We start from the raw sequence: 16,995 nt of genomic DNA, 5'->3' as shown, positions 1-16,995 counted from the left end.
GGAATCTGGCGCGGCTCCTAGTTCCGCAAAAATTCGCGCGCATTCTAGCATGCAGGTAGCCAAGTCGATAACCGCAAGGAGGATTAAGGGTTGTGGAGCACTGACCATCTTCGCCTCAACCAATAGCTGTTGGCCGTGACGCACATGACTTACAGCTATCCCGTTAGCCCAGCCGATGTCAAAAAGCCATGGTTGGAAAACCTACCCAAGCCGCTTGATGTGAATTTCAATTCCAATGTCAGCGTGGCGCGACACTGCGATCCTCGTGTACCTGAAAAAGGCCCCCAGTGGGCATACCGGAGGCCTTCCTTGGAGGTCGCTAACGTTGATAGTGCTCCTTCTGCTAGTTGGTAAAATCTCACCAATTGCGCTGAACGCGGACCAGCATCTGGAGGCTGTTTTGGTCCTTCAACTCATACGCAGCAGCTGGTTTGGCGATACTTGACTGCAATGGCAGCGACACTGCACTTCCGCTCGCATATTTCTGGTCGAGCATCATGTACGCAAGCTCGGCCGAAAAGGTCAGGTTCTTGACCGGGGTCCAGCGCGTCAGCGCACCGACGACCGAATAGTTGAAGTCGGGATTGCAGCCGCCAAGACCGCTCGAAAGAGCTAGCGTGCCGACGACGGCACCGCAGATGTAGCCCTTGGCCGTGCCGTTATACCGGACAGCAGCCCACGCGCCGTAGATACCGGTGCTCCATTGTGGATTCCAGTTGTGATTGAAGCCGCCATTGAAGCCATAGGTCGTCGTGAGCTGCTGGCCGGCCCCGGTCACGAACACCGAGTCAGATACGCCAGCGAGACCGACGCTCTGGTAAGCACCGGAGACGGCCGTACCACCGTACATCGCAAAGGTCGTCGACATATAGTCTTGGAAGTTGTAGCGGCTTGCACCGTTCGTATACACACCCTGCAGGTTGATCGAATCGCCCGGACCGGTCGGCAGGTTCTTGATGGACAACGCCAACTGACCAGCCCAGCCCCACTTGTCGCTCGGATAACCCGTGACCTCAGGCGCGCCATAATAGGCACTGTGGTTGTCATGCGCCGCAATCGACGCCTGGAAAAGGCCCCAAACTTGGTCAACGCGAACCATGCCGACAAGGTCTGGAGTTCGAGAACCACCAATGTCGCCCGCCCCGTACGAGCCGGTGGCGAGCCCCGCCGCGGTCGCGCCGCTCACGTTCCAAATGTTGGTTGTGTAGTTTACGACCTGATCCTGGGCGGAGAACGAAGCAGTAATGCCCTGACCAAAGTCAGCGGTATAGGTGATCTGATTGACAGGGTCCCATCCGCCGCCACCCGGAAGTTCTAGATTGTTTGCCGGATAGCTGGACCAGGGTGAACTGAACTGCGACTGCGCTTTGCCGAACGTGAAGCCAGCGAATTGAATGAAGGCGTAGTAGATGCCGAGCGTACCGCCACCGGCCGTGGCGCCGGAGTAACCCGTTGAGCCATTCGTGGCGGTTGTGCCGCTACCGCTGTAACTACCGCTTGTCCAGGTGAAGACACCTTCGAAGTAGGTGCGGAGCATGCCGTACTCGGTTGCGGTTCGAGTGTCGATGTTGAGATTTCCTCGCGCTCGCGTGCTGTAATAGTCGCTCAGGCGATTGCGAGCACCACCCACGCCATTTTCGGGCGGATTGAAATGATAGCTGGTCCCGACCGTGGTTTCGGCGCGCACATAGCCGCCCAGCTTGATGCACGTGTCAGAGCCCGGGACGTAATAGAATCCCGTCCCATACAACGAACAGATTTTTACGTATTCAACTGACCTGGCCTTGACCGGAAGATCAGCTGCCTGTGCTCCGGCGCCCGCGAAGATTGCCGCTGAACCTAGAATAAGACTCTTTGTCGCTTTCATCGATGAACCCCAATTTTGAAAACCCGCCCTGCGGAACCGCCGCGTCGCGAGCGCCTTAAACATCCGGATGTTTACATGCATATGACAGATTGAGGATATTTCAGCCATTTTATCGAAAATGGGGAAGTGCCGATGGTCCGCCGATATTCGGTTGCGAGCGTGCCTTGTTTTCAATCGGCGACGTCGCGAGGAGCTCGCGTGATACAATCTCGACGATCTCGGCCGGCCTTCGCTAAGGCGAGTCAATCTTTCGAGCTTCAGCTATTTGTGCCCGGCGATTATTGAAGTCCTGGTCTTACTGCGCGCGCTGGGAGGCCTTGCAAGGAAGAGATGGTGAGAGTCCATTACGATGATGGAGTAGCGCCCTATATTTCAGCCGCCACGGTGAGCGCGTTCGAAGTTCGAAGCGCCCGTCTGTTGTCAGCGACAAGCGCTCTCGAAATCATGACTGAGCGTATTCGACGCTGATCGAGGTGGAGGGCGCGGAAGGCTACAGCTGATCTGGTGTTATGGAAGCGCCGCGGGGCTCAAACGGCGATAGTCGTCCCGGCCTAATCGGCGGATAACGTACAGATTCTTTCGCACTTTCGGGAATGACGTCTTCTTTATAGATTGAAGGGGCAAGCAATGAGCGACGAGAAGCCGATGGATCAGGTGATCCAGATCGACGAAGCCAGGATCAGGGATCATCTTGGCGAGACGGTTCTTCGACCAAGGTTCGCGAGGTGAGCCACATGCTCAAGGCGATTCATGTCCAGGAGAGTCGTGAGGCGGCCGAGCAGAAGGCGCAAGCGATCGTTGAGGATTTGCGCACCGCCAGGATGAGCAAGACGGCCGATCTCATCGCGCAAAATGACCACGAGACCCTGACTTACTACGCCTTTCCGGACATCCATTGGCAGAAGATTCGGACCAACAACCCCTTGAGCGCATCATGAAGGAAATCCGCCGCAGCACCCGTATCGTCGGTGCATTTCCCGACCTTTTCGTAAGTCGCCTAACATATTCTGCTCACCGTCGGAGCCAATTGCTCTCAGCGTTACTTTCGGCGTGCTGGCCGATAGAGTTTCTCACTCGTACCTACGATAAACTCAACGCGATCTGAACACCATCTGCTTTCTGAATATCCAATTGGGCGATTGTCAATTGTGACGTCAAGCGTTTTTGTTAGGAAGATCGGAGTTAACTTCGGTTGGTGCAGGCGGCGTGCTTCAGCGGCGGTGGGAAGCCGAGACCGAATGATCGTCCCTGCACAGGTATACTGCTTGATTCCATAATGACTATACACGGCGCGAATACTACGTTCCTGACCTACGATGTGGGCGGCCTCTGGGAAGCGAGTTCGGTCGAAGAACAAATCGGTGTTCGCGAGAAGCGCCGGTCCGGAAAGGGCGTCCACAATGAGGTGAACAATCGTCGAGCCCGGCTGCAAATCAAGCGCGTTCTGTAGTTTAGAAGACGCTCCAACAACTTCGGCCGAAACGACGTGGTAGTGAGGCTCACGCCCCTGCTGCTGCAAGTTTTCTCGGAAGCGCGACCGTCTACACGATTGATAGTGCAGAACCTGTTCGTGGACAAAGGTACCTCGGCCTTGCTCGATGCGAACGAGCCCCTTCGCCTCAAGTGTGGCCATCGCCTGCCTAAGGGTATGCCGGCCCACGCCAGTGCGTGACATTAGCTCCTGTTCAGTCGGTAGTCTTAGTCCTACCGGGTACTTTCCGCTCGATAATTCCGCAACTAGCAATTCCTCGAGCTGCCTCCAAACTGCTATTCCGGGCTTCCAGCTGGCACGCCCAGGGCAGCTGGGGAAATGCGGACCTGATGCGCGGGTTTTCTTGTCTTTCACAGATGATACTTCCTAGCGTCAAATTGCCGAAATTGAATCCCACATCTTCAGCTACTTCAAGACTCGTTGATCGTCGGGTCGGACGCATACGAGCGCAAAGGCCAGTATGCTTCCAACCCCGCAGGCCGCAAGAAGCGCCAAAGCAACTGCGATCCCATACTCGCTTTGGATGGAGGTGAAGAGGAATGGCGCGAACGACGCCGTTAACAACCGGAAGCCGTTGATCAACCCAACTCGTTTTCCGTACCCGTCGCGGCCAAACACAGACAGCGGCAGGATTCCACGACAGATGCTGTTTAGACCGGAGCTGAACCCAAGCAAAACTGTGAAGATCGTAGCTCCAAGAACGGAGCGAGAAGATAGCTCTACGACAATCGTAGCCGCAGAGAGCAGAATGGATGAGAGAATGGTGAGCTGAATTGCGGTCATTCTCTCGGTGAGCGAAGCTGCGAAAATTCGTATCAAAACCTGTGATGGTCCGAAGAGAGCTGAAACCGAAGTTTGCTCTAGGTCCAAACCAATCGAGGATAGGATAGGGATCATCCGACCAAGAAACGCTGAGAAGATGAACGTCGTGAGTGAAAAGCCGACCGTTATCAACGCGAGGTCAATAAGCGTGGGAGAGGACTGCGAATGAACTCGCGACGCAAGGGTGTAGTTATGATTTCTAGACCGAGCAGGGCACCGTCGAAGAGCGCAGACGACTAACGGCAGAGCGATAAGAGCATTACAGCCCGCATAAATGCCAAACACAGTCCTCCAGGAACTCCAAATCAGCAACAAGGAGGTGAGCGGCCAGAATAGTGTCGACGAGAATCCAACGATCAGGGTCAAGAGAGTGATTTGCTGCTTTGCATTTCCCGCATCTCGCTGGACTAAGAAAACGAACGCCGCCTCATAGAAGAGAAAGGCCGATGATATTTGCATGCCGAACAGCGCGACAGCAAACACGAGTGCATTCCAAGAGAGTGCTGCTAATCCTAGGCTGACAGTCGCCGCAAGTGAGGCTACTTTCATCGTTATGCCGGCGCCATATCGGTCCATAAGGCGACCGGCTATCAACGACATAAGGGCACTCGCAAATAGGGCGCTTGAAAAGCAAGCGAATATCCATTGGTCTGTGACTGCGAACTCCTGGCCAACCGCATTCGCAACTACGGCAACGCTATAATAGAGTGTACCGTAGCTAATGATCTCGGCCGCTCCCAGTGCCGCGACAACAAGTTTGTCATCTTTCGATATCGGTGCTGGCGTCTTCCTTGGCTCGGTTTTCATACGGTGGCGACGCGTCTTTCGATTGTTGAATCGTCTTCTTTAGATTTATCAACGACCTTTGGGTTCGCCGGGGGCGCAAGCTATAGCTGGCTGGCTTGCTCCCTGTCGAACGTGGACCAGTGGCCAAGCGTTGCGGACGGCGGCTGTCTCACTCGCGTTGAGCATGCCAAGCGGTGGAACGAAATCCAAGGCTGGCTGGTTGCCTTCTCCGAAATGTCTCCGCGATCATTTGCAGTATGGACTTCCAAGCCTCGGGGGAAACTTGACTCGGGATGTCATGTGAGCCAGCCCAGTAGTTGATGTACTGCTCCTGGCTCATAGGTATCTTTTCGGTCGTTGCTAGAAAAGTGCAGTTCATCAAGCCGGGATATTGGTTGAGAAGCGCCTCGTAGGTTTCCATTTGCGCGATAATTGGGGGGCGCGCCCGTCGCAAAGCTGGCGCCATGTCGCGTATCCGACTTTCGATTTCGATCTGAAAGGGATCGGTCTCAAGATCGGTAAGAAAAAACCCAATTGTAAAGAAGCTCCGAGGCCGCAAGATTCGCATGCTTTCACGAAGCGCTTCGCTCGCGTTCGTCCAATGGAACGATGAACTGTAGAAAACCCAATCTAGCGAATGGTCGGCAAGGCCCGTCCGTTCTCCCGGTGCATTAATCCAAGATACGGTTGGATAACTTGAGCTGAGTTGCTGCCCCGCTGCAACCATCTGGCGATCGGGTTCGATTGCATAGCCCGAGAGCCCGATCTCAGCTAGAGCATAGGCGATTGCGCCCGTACCCGCGCCGATATCCGCGAATGTCTGTTTCTCCGTCAGCCGTTTTATTTGGTCAGCAAGCATATGAAGGAGGCGGCGTGAATAGGGGGGGCGCCTAGTATAAGTCTCCGCAACTTCGGAGAAGCTTCCGAAAGACTGCCTCTCAGCGACTTCCATCTTGTCCTCCAGGGGTTGCAAGACTAGTTGGAACGCGGCGCCCGCGCCAACTTGCTTGTCCAAATTGCCGTTTGAAGGTCATGCCGCCGCTGTGTTTAGGTGTAGATGCACCCAGGTGCACGATCCCCGTCAGGATGCCTCCGTTTAGGCAACCCTCGAACTCGTAGTCCATGGCCATTGGATCGGCTGGTAATCGCGAGATCAGCCTTAATGTCGAGCCAACGATCGAGCCGCGACAAATACTCGATACCTCGACGCCGATGTGTTTTCCTGTAACGTTTTGCCGATCTTGCGAAAGAACAAACGTGTGCGCGGCGGCGCCATGAAGAAATTCGATCGAAATCTGCCAGCTCCCCGCCACGTCCTCGAAACTCTCCTGATGGGGCGCGGCTGGTGGTGATCGGCAATCCGCGATGGCGTCCACGATTGAACGTGCAACGACTTTCGCTTCGATAGGGGTCAAGTTCGTCGGGTCAACCACGATCAGCTGGGGTTGCTGCCAACAATCGTGGAGGACAATCCGGGGGCGCGCGCTACTTAGTCTGCTCGCGATCACGTCAGAGTCAATCGGGAATGCTTTGACGTCCCAGGAAATCGCGATGCGGGGATTGCAGAATGCAGAATCCGGTTCAATCTGTTCGACCGAAAGACCGGGCATGCTGAGAAGCTCCTGTTGCAATACCGCAATGCACGCTTGCCATCTATCCATGGAGCGGGCAGCTTCGCCTCCGGCCACCCATTGCTTTAGAGCGACGTATGCGCCAACAATCTCGTCTTTGCCGACCTTCATTTGCCGACCAAATGATTGACCAGGCGGGCCGTTCAGATAGGCCGCTCTGCATAGTTTCTCCGAGCCAAGCAAAAACCCGGTCGATTGCGGTCCCCTGATATATTTCCCACCTGAATGGATAAGCAGATCCGCGCCGTTACAGAGCCACCTATTTGGAAACACGGGCGCTAGTCCGGCTCCGTCTACAATCAGCGGAATTCCATATTGCATCGCGCCTGCTGCGACCTGGTCAAAGGGCAATGCTGAGGTTGGTATGTCATGGCCCACGAGGCATATTGCAGCAATTCTTTCAATTGAAAGGTGGTCCAAGTCTGACATGCGAGTAATAGAAGCCACAGTACACCCGACCGCTCGAATTGCATGCTCGTAAGCCATTCGTTGGTCGGCGGCGACGACCACTATCTTTTCGCCTCTCAGCGGCAACTGCAGCATCTTTTCTGGATCGTTGCCGGCTACGCAGGCAGCGATAGCCTGACTTACCGCTGCACTACTTCCCGCGGTCACAATGCCCCAGTCTGCTCCTGTGAGAACGCGCAAGTGTCGCCCTATAGCTTCCGCGAGTTCGTTCATATCAACGAACGCGTGACTGGAGACGTTCATTGCGGCGAGCACAGAACTAGTAGGATTGCAGCCTCCATATAAGGTACGAACGCCCGTGCAGTTGATGATCGGTTCAACACCAAGCTCTTGAAAAAGCGTGCGGGCAGACCACTCTTCATCAGACTGGCCTTTCCAATCAATGTTAAAGCTCATGCGGATTTGCCTCTGCATGAGCCACCCGAAGGGCCGACTTCGCTTCTTCGTTGGCGTCCCGGTAAACGACCGCCATGGAGATCGATAAAGCGGCCAACAGAGCGGCAAAACGAGCGCCAGCAGCAGTCCGCGTTGAAAGTCGGTCGTGCGCTTTCGGAAGTGCGAAACTGTTCGATGTGGTCGGGTTGCGGATCGTTCTCAGTGATGTCGTCCTTGGCGAGTGCATCCGCGAAATTTCGCTTAGCGGCATGTCGTTTGAGAGGTGAACTCCACCTAAAGTCAGGCTGGAGCAGCACGTGCTCGGACGCGACGCGCTCTATCCAGGTTTCGTCTGTTGCAAGATGCTGGATCGCGTCAAGCGTTTTCGGACGCAAGATCGAGCGAGCAGAGTCGGTTGAACCCACGCGGATGAGGAGCTTCTGACCGAGATCGATCGAAACTGCGAGCACATTTTGAGCGCTGGTGGTGGGATTGCCCCTGAGCCAGCACGCGGAGCGCGATCTGACGCAGACCTGCATATTAATTTACTTTCTTCATTCCCTCGCGGTCCCTTACGAAGAATTACCTTAATCGGTAGCTCACGCCCGTCGAAAGGTGCGGTTTCAAAACGCGTGCCAACTTGAAATAGTCGAACCGACGACAGAGATCTCATGATTCCTCTTCGGGCGTGTTGGCTACGAGGCAAAACCGGCGCGAAGCCAACACCTGTTGTCGCGAACTCGACAAGCCTAGCGCGGTCGTGTGTCCATGCGCCTTGCGAGCCCCTACACGGCCGAGGCACGATCTAATAGCTGGGCGAAGCCCTCGGCGAGGATGACGAGACGCTCTTGCAACGCGGGCGCAAGCTGGTCCGCGCGCGCTCCGAGGCTCCATACGGCCGAGACGCGATCTGGCGGCTGGTTGTTGGCGAAGTCCGTCATTTCGTACTCGGGATTGGACCAGCGCTTGCTGCGGGGACGCATTTGCGAGAGCTGACTTGGCAAGCCGAACTCGCTAGTCGTGGTAGTGGCACCAGCGCGGCGCCCGGTGATTCTGAGGCGTCGCCGCCTTTCAAGGTATCGCCAAATACAGGCCGAAGTGCGATTCCGCCGACGGCGTGGCAGGACAGTATGGAGCCCCCTTCGCTGGATTTGAATTCACTGCCGGCAGACGTCGCTAGGTCATGATCATCTGCCGAGCATGCCCAGGGCTTCGTAGATCGATCCTTGGGACTTGCGGACATCCCGTTTAGGCCGGGAGGGCCGTCGCCAACCTGCCCCGCATCTCCTGATCGACGCCCTAAAGAGACAGGGCTACATGCCGAGGACACAGCTTCAGAGGACACATTTGCGGATCCGGTCGCGTACCCGGAGCCGTGTCATTGGGTCCATCGAAGAGTCCGATCATGGCGTGCCTCTCTCCCGCTTGCTGATGGCCGCTTCCACCTCAGGACGTCGGGGAGCTGCGGCATTTGGTAGGCGTTTTTAAAGTTTGGTTCTCCGCTCATTCGGAACGCCGGCACGATCGAAGGCGGGCGCCCTCGTGAAAATACGCTCGGCGATGAGCAGATCTTCGGTGCTGTCGATTTCGTACCACTTAAGATCATCGCAGCGTGCCGCCGCAAGCCGTAGGCCACGCCTCTCCACCAGATTAGCAAGAAGCTCCTCGGTGTAGGCCTGCCAAGCTCCGGATCCGATGATATCGTTCAATGTTGGAACGATCATTGTCCTGAGGGTCGTCGCTGAAAATCGTAGCAGGTTCATCGTTTTGAAGAGCCTCGGCCCATTTGCGACAAGGTTTGCTGCGGTCTGCTTCATCCGAAAACTCGTGATGAGGCCGCCATCAGACAACAAGACAGCCGAGCCCTCCATCGATTCAGTAAAGGGAGCAACTGCAGCTACGTCGGTTGCCTGGCCGATCATCAGGTGGTGCAACGCATCCTCTTCGAAGAAGACGTCGCCTTCAAGAAGGAAGCAGTCTCCGGAAAGAAGCGCGTCGCGTGCCAGCCAGAGGGAGTAGGCGCTGCCGGTGCGGTCGAAGACGGACGATTCGACATAGTCGATCTCGAGGCCGCCGAAGTGCTTGCCGCAGGCATACTCGATAGCGTCCTTGCGGTAGCCGACAACAATTGTGACGTTTTCCACGCCTACCGCTTCCAAATGCCCCAAGGCGTTATGGAGTATCGGCGTTCCATTGACCTCGACGAGCGGCTTGGGCCGCAGATCGGTCAGCGGTCGCAAACGGGAGCCGAAGCCGGCGGCAAGAATGACGGCTTTCTTAGGAGGCGCTTTGGTGGTCATTTCATTCCCTCGTCATTCTTCGTATCGTGTCCGCGCTCCCAAGCGTTAAGGACTGAGACCGAGTCTGTTCGAACCAATCCAGGAACTCAGTTCCACTTATGCAGAGCCGGTCAGACCCCGCGGCACTCGGATCGGTGGACTCGCCAAATCTCGAAAGACCAGCTTGCCGCCGCCCACGACCCGTTGGGCCGCGGACGTCCAATGGGGCGCGGGGATCAGCACTTCGTTCCCGGGATTCCAACGAACCGGGTCGGATTGACGAGCGCCTGATTGGCGCCGGTCATCACCGCAATTTAATGGCCGATCGGAGTTGACCGGTCTCGGCAGAACTCCTGAGCTTAGAGGGATGGCGCTCCCCCATCAGACCGAGCGCTTCAGTGCAGCGCTTGACGTTTAGCTCATTACGTCGCGTGCCTCCGCGCCGGCAATTACACGGGCTTGCTGCAGGTCTCTTCGGCGGTGAATCGATGGTTTCCTTGCCAATCGTGGCAACTGCATCTGTGGAGTCATTGCGGCAGCGGTACCCGACGATTTGAACAAGATGGTCCCTTGCGCCGGCACAAGCGCTTGCGTCCGGTCCACAGGGTCATTTGGTTCCATGAAGAACGGACCCCCGTAGCTCAGGAGAGATGGATCGTCGTCCGCGTTTGGCATTTCCAAAAAGAAATGCGCTCGTGGCTCTTTGTCGGTGATTGGATGGGTCGTGAGATCGGGAAAGCGGGTCGAGATATTGTGGCAATGGACAGATCGGCCGCGTAAGAGCGAGCGCGGCAGTCGGTGTTATGCTCAATTTCAGGATCGAAAACCTGTGCTTTGCCGGTACATGCGGCTGAGCGCAAGGAAAAGGGAGCCGGCTGCATGGCGATGGTCCTTTGTGCACGGGTGTGTTCCAGCATGAACGAGACGTTAGCCCTCAGTCAGGAGGTGTGAAGATAACGAGCTTCCGCACGCGCGAGTTCGTCGTACCTTAATAGTTCGAAAACCTCATCGAGGGTGGCGATATTTGGCTCAATGCGTGCAGTATTCTCCTCAGCGAGGATGCGATGGCAAACCTGCCGCATCGCCGCTGTTGCCGCTCGCATGGAGTGGTTAGCCCAGATCACTGTAGAGATGCGGGCGTTTCGATACGCAGAAACCGGCGTTCGATAGTATTTGGTTGGAACGATCAAGACCGGTAACCGGTTCTGCCAGGCACTTGCGAACGCAAGGATCTCGTCCGCGGCCCTCCTTCGCGAATGAATGAGGATTGCGTCGGCTCCGGCGTCAGCATAAGCGTGAGCCCGCAGGATTGCTTCGTCCATTCCATGGCCGCCGATCAGCGCTTCAATGCGAGCAACAAGAATGAAGTCTTCCGCGACTGCATCCTTCACTGCGCGTAGACGGCCAGCGAATTCGTCGATATCGGCGAGGGGATGCCGATCACCAATTAGCGAGTTCATCTTCGGAAAACAGCTGTCCTCCAGCGCGACCCCGCCGGCGCCACGCTGCCGGAGTTTGCGTGCCAGCAGACGAGCATTGTTGAAGTTGCCGAAGCCACCATCGCCGTCAACCAGAACAGGCAGGGTGGTGGAGTCCACGATCCGCTCAACCGCGTCAACGAGTTGGCTCCATGACGCCTCGTTGGCATCGCGGTAGCCGAGAGAGCACGCGATCGACAGGCCTGATGCCCAGAGACCTTTGAAACCTGCGCGTTGGGCGATCGCGGCGGAGAGCCCATCATGCGCCTCCATGAGGAAAGAGAGTTCAGTGCTGAAGCAGAGTTCAGCAAGGGAAGAATGAGCGCTTTGATCAGGGCCGCTGGCGAGGACGGAGTGGGATTGGTATTGCATGCTGAGGGCCTGCGCGTGCCGACTGACCGAGTGACGTTCATCGGTGCAAGGTGACATGTTTCTGTCATCTCGGTAAATGACGAGGATTGGTAGTTGACCGGGCCGCACACTCGTTGCGTCTCGCATAGATGGTGTTACGGCCGTTGGTGGTGCAAGCTGGAGGAATGGGGGTGGACGGCGGCCAATGCGTAGCTTGAGTGCGCCCGCTGCATCGGTCACATTGCAACCCGGCGTGAGACTCGAAAACGTTAGCCGCCGTGAATTCCTTCGTTCGACGGCGGCTTTTGCGGTGTTTGCTGTGGCTGACGAGATTTCCGGCCTGGCGCCGGCCCTGGTCGGATTTGACCCTATGTTCGCCCTTGGGTGGCCCGCTTGGCGGCGAGCCTTACGAGGGGCGCGCCGGATGAGCCGGCGCGGAGCCTGAGGCATGCGAAGCGGGCCTGACGAACGTATAGCCGGCCTTGAGCAGCGTGCTTTCGATGCAGCAAGTATTTTTTCGCTGCTCTATGCCGGATCCCTACGACGGAGGAATACTTGTTGAACTAACCCATTTCCTGCCTTCTCTACTCATCCCCGTCGCCGATCTCATGTTGCGATTGGCGCTCGACGGGGGCGGTCGTGGCGGTCACTTCAATTCATTCGGAAGCCTTCTCGCGTGGCGCACGCATGCTGCGCACCGCGCTTGGCCCCGCGATTGCCACCTTCCTTGAAGATCCCTCGATCGTCGAGGTGATGCTCAACCCCGACGGTCGGCTCTGGGTCGACCGGCTGTCCGGCGGGCTGGAGGATAGCGGACGGACGATGTCCGCGGCGGATGGCGAGCGGATCGTGCGCCTGGTCGCGCACCATGTCGGCGCTGAGGTGCATGCCGGAAGCCCTCGCGTCTCCGCCGAGCTTCCCGAGACGGGGGAGAGGTTCGAGGGGCTTCTCCCGCCCGTCGTTGCGGCGCCAACTTTTGCGATCCGCAAGCCTGCCGTTGCTGTCTTCACGTTGGATGACTACGCGGCGGCCGGTATCATGACGGCCGGCCAGGCAGGCGTGCTCCGCGAAGCCGTCGCCGCCCGCAAGAACATCCTGGTGGCTGGCGGCACCTCGACCGGCAAGACTACGCTGACGAACGCGCTGCTGGCCGAGATCGCCGGCACCACCGATCGCGTGGTTCTCATCGAGGATACGCGTGAACTGCAATGCCGCGCTCCGAACCTGGTCGCGCTGCGTACCAAGGATGGCGTGGCGTCGCTATCCGATCTGGTTCGGTCCTCCCTCCGCCTACGCCCCGACCGGATTCCGGTCGGCGAGGTGCGGGGCAGCGAAGCGTTGGAGCTCCTCAAAGCCTGGGGCACCGGCCACCCCGGTGGGATCGGCACGATTCACGCCGGCACGGCGCTGGGCGCGCTTCGCCGCCTCGAGCAGCTCATCCAGGAAGCGGTCCTCACCGTTCCCAAGGCGCTGATCGCCGAGACTATCGATCTCGTCGCAGTGCTGCGCGGCCGCGGCAGCGAACGCCGCCTCGCCGAACTCGCGCTCGTCGGCGGCCTCGATCCCGCCACCGGCGATTACCGCGTCCAGTCCGCCAAGGCGGGCGGCCAATCCTCGCTTTCCAAGGAGCCATCATGATCGAGTGCCCTTCCGCGATCCGTCACGCTCGCCGCGCGGCGATTGCCTTCATCTCCATCGCTTTCGCGCCCGCAGCCTACGCCTCCGGCTCGTCGATGCCATGGGAGACGCCGCTCAATCAGATCCTGGAGTCGGTGCAAGGTCCGGTCGCGAAGATCATGTCGGTGATCATCATCACTGTGACCGGCCTGACGCTCGCGTTCGGCGATACGTCCGGCGGCTTCCGCCGGCTGATCCAGATCGTCTTCGGCCTGTCGATCGCCTTCGCCGCGTCGAGCTTTTTCCTGACCTTCTTCAGCTTCTCCGGCGGAGCCTTGGTGTGATGGCCGGCATCGCCGATCCGGAAGTGCCGGGCTTTTTCGCGCCGGTCCATCGCGCGCTCACCGACCCGATCCTGATGGGTGGCGCGCCCCGCACCGTTGCGATCGCCAACGGCACGTTGGCGGCCGCCATCGCGCTCGGCCTCCACCTCTGGATCCCCGGAGTGCTGATTTGGGCTGTGGGCAATGCTGCGGCCGTCTGGGCGGCCAAGCGCGACCCGCAGTTCGTGGACGTCGTTCGACGCCACCTCCGCTATCCATCTTACCTCGGCGCGTGAGGCCTCCATGCTGAACCTTGCCGAATACCGCAACCGGCCCACAAGCCTCGCCGACTTCCTGCCCTGGGCCGCTTTGGTCGCAAAGGGCGTCGTCCTCAACAAGGACGGCGCGCTCCAGCGCACTGCGCGCTTCCGCGGCCCGGACCTCGACAGCGCAACGCCTGCCGAGCTGGTAGGGGTGACCGCCCGCCTCAACAACGCGCTGCGGCGTCTGGGCTCAGGTTGGGCGATCTTCGTCGAGGCCCAGCGCATCGCCGCCCAGACGTATCCGCACAACACCTTTCCCGACGCTGCATCTGCGCTGGTCGACCTGGAGCGACGGGACGCTTTCGAGGAGGCGGGGGCGCATTTCGAGAGCCGCTATCTCTTGACCTTCGTCTGGCTCCCGCCGGCCGAGGACGCCTCGCGCATCGAGGGCTGGCTCTATGAGGGCCGCGCGCAGGGCGGCGTCGATCCGCACGAGCTGCTGCGTGGCTTCGTCGCTCGGACCAACCGTGTCCTGCAACTGGTCGAAGGGTTCATGCCCGAAGTGGCGTGGCTCGACGACGGCGAGACGCTGACCTACCTGCATTCGACTATCTCGACCCGGCACCAGAGCGTCCGCGTTCCCGAGACGCCGATGCATCTCGACGCGCTGCTCGCGGACGAGCCGCTTGCCGGCGGCCTCGAGCCGCGCCTCGGCAGCCATCATCTTCGCACGCTCACGGTGGTTGGTTTTCCGACCGCGACCCATCCGGGGATCCTCGACGAACTGAACCGGCTTGCCTTTCCCTATCGCTGGTCGACCCGCGCGATCCTGCTCGACAAGACCGAGGCGGTAAAACTGCTGACCAAGATCCGCCGGCAGTGGTTCGCCAAGCGAAAGTCGATCGCCGCGATCGTCAAGGAGGTGATGACCAACGAGGCCTCGACCCTGGTCGATAGCGATGCGGCCAACAAGGCTGCCGATGCCGATCTCGCCTTGCAGGAACTGGGCACCGACGATGTCGGCCAGGCCTATGTCACCGCGACCGTCACCGTCTGGGACGAGGACGGAGGTCTCGCCGCTGAGAAGCTGCGCCTCGTCGAAAAGGTGATCCAGGGGCGCGACTTCACCTGCATGCCGGAAGGGGTGAACGCGCTCGAAGCCTGGCTCGGCTCTCTGCCTGGACACGCCTACGCCAACGTTCGTCAGCCGCCGCTCTCGACCTTGAACCTCGCCCACATGATTCCGCTTTCGGCAGTCTGGGCCGGGCCAGACCGCGATGAACATTTCCGCAGCGCCCCGCTGTTCTTCGGCAAGACCGAGGGCTCGACGCCGTTCCGCTTTTCGCTGCATGTCGGCGACGTCGGCCACACCCTGATCGTCGGCCCGACCGGCGCCGGCAAATCCGTGCTGCTGGCGCTGATGGCGATCCAGTTCCGCCGCTACCGGAAAAGCCAGATCTTCGCCTTCGATTTCGGCGGTTCGATCCGCACGGCCGCGCTTGCCATGGGCGGCGACTGGCACGACCTCGGCGGAAGTCTGTCGAGCAGCGCGGAGGACTCCGTCTCTCTTCAACCGCTCGCGCGTATCGGCGATGCGGCGGAGCGCGCCTGGGCGGCCGAATGGGTAACCGCGATCCTCGCCAAGGAAGGCGTCACCATCGATCCGACCGCGAAGGAGCATGTCTGGTCGGCGTTGACCTCGCTGGCTTCCTCGCCGGTCGAGGAACGCACGATCACCGGCCTGACGGTTCTATTGCAATCGACCGCGCTCAAGCAGGCTCTGCAACCTTATTGCGTCGGCGGCTCCTCCGGCCGCCTGCTCGACGCGGAGGCCGAGCAGCTCGGCTTCGCTTCGGTGCAGGCGTTCGAGACCGAGGGCTTGATCGGCGCTGGCGCGGCGCCCGCCGTCCTCACCTACCTCTTCCATCGCATCGAGGGACGGCTCGACGGCCGGCCGACCCTCCTCATCATCGACGAGGGTTGGCTTGTCCTCGACGATCCGGCCTTCGCCCAGCAGCTTCGCGAGTGGCTGAAGACGCTCCGGAAGAAGAACGCTTCGGTCGTCTTCGCAACCCAATCGCTCTCCGATATCGACGGCAGCAACATCGCACCCGCAATCGTCGAGAGCTGCCCGACGCGCATCTTCCTGCCCAACGAGCGCGCGATCGAACCGCAGATCACCGCCATCTACCAGCGGTTCGGTTTGAACGACCGCCAGATCGAGATCATCGCGCGGGCGACGCCGAAGCGAGACTATTACTGCCAATCCCGCCGCGGCAATCGGCTCTTTGAGCTCGGCCTCGGGCCGATTGCGCTCGCCTTCTGCGCCGCTTCCTCCAAGGCCGACCATGCCGCGATCGAGCGGCTGCTCGCCGATCACGGCCGCGACGATTTTGTGGCCGCCTGGCTCGCTGATCACGAGCTGCTCTGGGCCGCCGATCTCATCCCTGACCTGACAAACCTGGAGGTGCAATTATGACCGCCCTTAAGACACGGCGCGCTGGCTTGGTCACCGCGACCGCTCTCTTGCTTACCGTACCAATCACGCCGCTTTTGACGGCGCCGGCCTTTGCACAGTGGATCGTCTATGACCCCACCAACTTCAGCCAGAACGTTCTGACTGCGGCGCGTGAGCTGCAGCAGATCAACAATCAGATCCAGATGCTGACCAATCAGGCGCAGAGCCTGGTGAACCAGGGAAAGAACCTCGCCAACCTGCCGTTGTCGACGCTGACCCAGCTTCAGGCACAGGTCGCACGGACCCAGTCGCTGCTGAGTCAGGCCCAGAACATCGCCTTCAACGTCGAGCGCATCCAGACAGCGTACTCCACGACATACGGCACCGCGGCGACCACGGGATCCAATGCGGCGATGTTTGCCGCGGCTCAAAGTCGTTGGCAGAACTCGGCAGGCGCCTTCGAGGACTCCCTGAAAGTGCAGGCCGGCGTCGTCGGCAACATCTCGACCAACTCCAGCGCAATGAGCTCGCTGGTGACCGCCAGCCAGTCGGCAAGTGGCGCCCTGCAGGCGGCTCAAGCCGGAAACCAGCTCCTGGCCCTCCAATCCCAGCAGCTCTCCGATCTCGTCGCGGTGCTCGCCGCGAAGGGACGGGCGGATGCGTTGGAGCAGGCCCGCGTGACGGCGACCGAATCGCAAGCGCAGCAGCAGTACAAAATCTTTTCGACACGCAGCGGCTATCAGCCCGGCAACGTCACCATGTTCAGCGGCAACTGAGGCTCGGGT

Annotated in this window: 14 protein-coding genes and 1 pseudogene; 6 read left to right on the top strand and 9 right to left on the bottom strand. The window is 59.2% G+C overall.

The features are described 5' to 3' along the window. Positions 1 to 358: 358 nt before the first annotated feature. Positions 359 to 1,867 carry a porin gene (locus QQL28_RS35005; protein WP_284273051.1) on the bottom strand — a complete coding sequence of 503 codons (1,509 nt, stop codon included), beginning with the start codon at positions 1,865 to 1,867 and terminating at the stop codon, positions 359 to 361. A gap of 707 nt (positions 1,868 to 2,574) precedes the next feature. Here QQL28_RS35005 and QQL28_RS35000 point away from each other — a divergent pair. Beyond that, positions 2,575 to 2,849, top strand: a pseudogene (locus tag QQL28_RS35000) (transposase); the annotation flags it as partial. 57 nt (positions 2,850 to 2,906) lie between these two features. Here the strand turns inward: QQL28_RS35000 and phnF are convergent. The 8 genes from phnF to aepX form a co-directional block, all read right to left on the bottom strand. Next, on the bottom strand, positions 2,907 to 3,713 hold the full coding sequence (gene phnF, locus QQL28_RS46305) for a phosphonate metabolism transcriptional regulator PhnF (RefSeq protein WP_431309695.1): 807 nt from the start codon (positions 3,711 to 3,713) through the stop codon (positions 2,907 to 2,909). Positions 3,714 to 3,764: 51 nt separating this feature from the next. Next, positions 3,765 to 4,988: an MFS transporter gene (locus tag QQL28_RS34995; protein WP_284273047.1), complete on the bottom strand. Its 1,224-nt coding sequence runs from the start codon at positions 4,986 to 4,988 to the stop codon at positions 3,765 to 3,767. A gap of 148 nt (positions 4,989 to 5,136) precedes the next feature. Further along, entirely contained in the window at positions 5,137 to 5,919 is a 783-nt protein-coding gene (locus QQL28_RS34990; RefSeq protein ID WP_284273046.1) for a class I SAM-dependent methyltransferase, read from the bottom strand. Beyond that, positions 5,906 to 7,462, bottom strand: a complete 1,557-nt coding sequence (locus QQL28_RS34985) for a hypothetical protein (RefSeq protein ID WP_284273044.1) — start codon at positions 7,460 to 7,462, stop codon at positions 5,906 to 5,908. Before QQL28_RS34985 ends, QQL28_RS34990 begins: the two co-directional genes overlap by 14 nt. Next, entirely contained in the window at positions 7,459 to 7,980 is a 522-nt protein-coding gene (locus tag QQL28_RS34980; RefSeq protein ID WP_284273042.1) for a hypothetical protein, read from the bottom strand. The genes QQL28_RS34985 and QQL28_RS34980 overlap by 4 nt, the downstream gene beginning before the upstream one ends. Before the next feature lie 246 nt (positions 7,981 to 8,226). Further along, positions 8,227 to 8,382 carry a hypothetical protein gene (locus tag QQL28_RS34975; protein WP_284273040.1) on the bottom strand — a complete coding sequence of 52 codons (156 nt, stop codon included), beginning with the start codon at positions 8,380 to 8,382 and terminating at the stop codon, positions 8,227 to 8,229. 543 nt (positions 8,383 to 8,925) lie between these two features. After that, complete coding sequence (locus tag QQL28_RS34970; RefSeq protein ID WP_284273037.1) at positions 8,926 to 9,741, bottom strand: phosphocholine cytidylyltransferase family protein; 816 nt, start codon at positions 9,739 to 9,741, stop codon at positions 8,926 to 8,928. Between the two features lie 917 nt (positions 9,742 to 10,658). Beyond that, positions 10,659 to 11,570, bottom strand: coding sequence for a phosphoenolpyruvate mutase (gene aepX, locus QQL28_RS34965; RefSeq protein ID WP_284273035.1), 912 nt, complete (start codon positions 11,568 to 11,570; stop codon positions 10,659 to 10,661). Positions 11,571 to 12,188: 618 nt separating this feature from the next. On the opposite strand from aepX, the gene trbB reads away from it, so the two are divergent. From trbB to trbJ, 5 genes are read left to right on the top strand one after another with little or no spacing between them, the layout of a single operon-like run. Beyond that, complete coding sequence (gene trbB / locus QQL28_RS34960) at positions 12,189 to 13,187, top strand: P-type conjugative transfer ATPase TrbB (protein ID WP_284273033.1); 999 nt, start codon at positions 12,189 to 12,191, stop codon at positions 13,185 to 13,187. After that, positions 13,184 to 13,510 carry a TrbC/VirB2 family type IV secretion system protein gene (locus tag QQL28_RS34955; RefSeq protein ID WP_284273030.1) on the top strand — a complete coding sequence of 109 codons (327 nt, stop codon included), beginning with the start codon at positions 13,184 to 13,186 and terminating at the stop codon, positions 13,508 to 13,510. Before trbB ends, QQL28_RS34955 begins: the two co-directional genes overlap by 4 nt. Further along, positions 13,510 to 13,785 (top strand): VirB3 family type IV secretion system protein, encoded by a 276-nt coding sequence (locus QQL28_RS34950; RefSeq protein ID WP_284273027.1) that lies wholly within the window; start codon positions 13,510 to 13,512, stop codon positions 13,783 to 13,785. Before QQL28_RS34955 ends, QQL28_RS34950 begins: the two co-directional genes overlap by 1 nt. A 7-nt stretch (positions 13,786 to 13,792) precedes the next feature. Continuing rightward, positions 13,793 to 16,231 (top strand): conjugal transfer protein TrbE, encoded by a 2,439-nt coding sequence (trbE, locus tag QQL28_RS34945; protein ID WP_284273025.1) that lies wholly within the window; start codon positions 13,793 to 13,795, stop codon positions 16,229 to 16,231. Further along, complete coding sequence (trbJ, locus tag QQL28_RS34940; RefSeq protein ID WP_284273023.1) at positions 16,228 to 16,986, top strand: P-type conjugative transfer protein TrbJ; 759 nt, start codon at positions 16,228 to 16,230, stop codon at positions 16,984 to 16,986. The genes trbE and trbJ overlap by 4 nt, the downstream gene beginning before the upstream one ends. Positions 16,987 to 16,995 lie beyond the last annotated feature (9 nt).

Source organism: Bradyrhizobium iriomotense (assembly GCF_030160715.1).
GTDB lineage: Bacteria > Pseudomonadota > Alphaproteobacteria > Rhizobiales > Xanthobacteraceae > Bradyrhizobium > Bradyrhizobium iriomotense.
Note: the sequence above shows the minus strand (reverse complement) of the source record. Positions and strands in the feature narration are given on the sequence as shown.

Coding starts and splice junctions, on each gene's coding strand:
- QQL28_RS34980 (WP_284273042.1), bottom strand. CDS start 7,980: ATGCAGGTCTGCGTCAGATCGCGCTCCGCGTGCTGGCTCAGGGGCAAT.
- QQL28_RS34950 (WP_284273027.1), top strand. CDS start 13,510: ATGGCCGGCATCGCCGATCCGGAAGTGCCGGGCTTTTTCGCGCCGGTC.
- trbE (WP_284273025.1), top strand. CDS start 13,793: ATGCTGAACCTTGCCGAATACCGCAACCGGCCCACAAGCCTCGCCGAC.
- aepX (WP_284273035.1), bottom strand. CDS start 11,570: ATGCAATACCAATCCCACTCCGTCCTCGCCAGCGGCCCTGATCAAAGC.
- QQL28_RS34985 (WP_284273044.1), bottom strand. CDS start 7,462: ATGAGCTTTAACATTGATTGGAAAGGCCAGTCTGATGAAGAGTGGTCT.
- QQL28_RS34975 (WP_284273040.1), bottom strand. CDS start 8,382: ATGACGGACTTCGCCAACAACCAGCCGCCAGATCGCGTCTCGGCCGTA.
- QQL28_RS35005 (WP_284273051.1), bottom strand. CDS start 1,867: ATGAAAGCGACAAAGAGTCTTATTCTAGGTTCAGCGGCAATCTTCGCG.
- QQL28_RS34955 (WP_284273030.1), top strand. CDS start 13,184: ATGATCGAGTGCCCTTCCGCGATCCGTCACGCTCGCCGCGCGGCGATT.
- QQL28_RS34990 (WP_284273046.1), bottom strand. CDS start 5,919: ATGGAAGTCGCTGAGAGGCAGTCTTTCGGAAGCTTCTCCGAAGTTGCG.
- QQL28_RS34970 (WP_284273037.1), bottom strand. CDS start 9,741: ATGACCACCAAAGCGCCTCCTAAGAAAGCCGTCATTCTTGCCGCCGGC.
- trbJ (WP_284273023.1), top strand. CDS start 16,228: ATGACCGCCCTTAAGACACGGCGCGCTGGCTTGGTCACCGCGACCGCT.
- QQL28_RS34995 (WP_284273047.1), bottom strand. CDS start 4,988: ATGAAAACCGAGCCAAGGAAGACGCCAGCACCGATATCGAAAGATGAC.